Annotated in this window: 1 protein-coding gene; it reads right to left on the bottom strand. The window is 33.6% G+C overall.

What is annotated here, in order from left to right; all coding sequences use genetic code 11:
- Positions 1-324: 324 nt before the first annotated feature.
- Positions 325-675 carry an ASCH domain-containing protein gene (locus GT1_RS21845; protein WP_188400492.1) on the bottom strand — a complete coding sequence of 117 codons (351 nt, stop codon included), beginning with the start codon at positions 673-675 and terminating at the stop codon, positions 325-327.
- Positions 676-1193 lie beyond the last annotated feature (518 nt).

Genomic DNA, 1193 nt, shown 5'->3' with positions numbered 1-1193 from the left:
ATGTAGCTGACTGGTACTAATAGGCCGAGGACTTGACTTAAATACCTCGTTTGCACAAGTGCAAACATTTGATAGAACTAATTGCGTAGTCTTTCTTCTGTGAAGTTTTCAGGGAATATGAAATATGCCTGTACCTGTATAAGGTATGGGTTTTTTTGTTGTATAAGGAGGTTCCACGCTCCGCTTGGAACTAAGCGATTCACGCAAGTTCTAGCGTCGCGTTGCTCCTAATAACTTGGTTCTCTGCTTATCTGCTTATATGATAAAAAACACCCGCTATTATATAGCAGGTGTTTTGTGCCACAAAGCTTAACCCGTTTCCATTTATCCTTCAATTATTTCTGAAAAATAGATTACAGTTACAGTGTCATCTAGAGTAAGAGATTTTTGATAAATTTTTTCAAAGAAAGCAAGTAATTCTTCTACAGTTTTAATTTCAGGGTTTTGATGGTCTAGATCATGAGTAGTGAGCTCAGAAAATTTCTTTATTAGAACCCGATCAATCATTGCGGGATATAGCTTTTTTTTAGTTTTAAATTTTTGGCCGACAGTTATCCATACCATTGAGTTTTCAGGGTAAGTATTTTTCATATCTCCGAGACGAACAGTACAGTTCTTCTGACGACTAATTAATAACTTTTCATGGTTTGGCGATTGAAAGTTAAGTACAAACATAAATTTCACCCTCCTTAATAATTATAATTTATTGTTGTACTTAACATTATATTACTAAAAGATGATTTACTCAAAGGGAATTTGTAAACAAGCAATAGAAAACTTTAAATTAATAAGTATAAATTAAAATATAAATTTATTAATTTTGAGAGTTTATAGTTGACGTAATGTGTGTTTCATGATACTATATGAAAGTTGCTGCAAGTGACAACACAAAAAAGGAAAAAATATTATGTTGACATGATGTAATAAACATGATAGCATATATAAATGTCGCGGTTGGTAAGCGAGTGATAAAGAATACTCCTGAACAAAGCATGCAATAGCATGTCCGAGACACCTCGTTCCCTGAAAACTGAACAATGTAAGTAATGCATTATAAAAAGCCAGATGTGCGGTGCTCAATGAGCACTTTAAATATAAGCAGGTACACGGAATCTATGATTCCGCTGTGATCGCTTAGTTAGATGTTTTACATCTAACATCAATTTCAAAACTTTATGAGCCACAAAAGGCTC

The organism is Sporomusa sp. GT1 (assembly GCF_014634905.1).
Lineage (GTDB): Bacteria > Bacillota > Negativicutes > Sporomusales > Sporomusaceae > Sporomusa > Sporomusa sphaeroides.
Note: the sequence above shows the minus strand (reverse complement) of the source record. Positions and strands in the feature narration are given on the sequence as shown.

Bases quoted from the DNA above. Each gene is read 5' to 3' on its own strand.
- GT1_RS21845 (WP_188400492.1), bottom strand. From the start codon at position 675: ATGTTTGTACTTAACTTTCAATCGCCAAACCATGAAAAGTTATTAATT.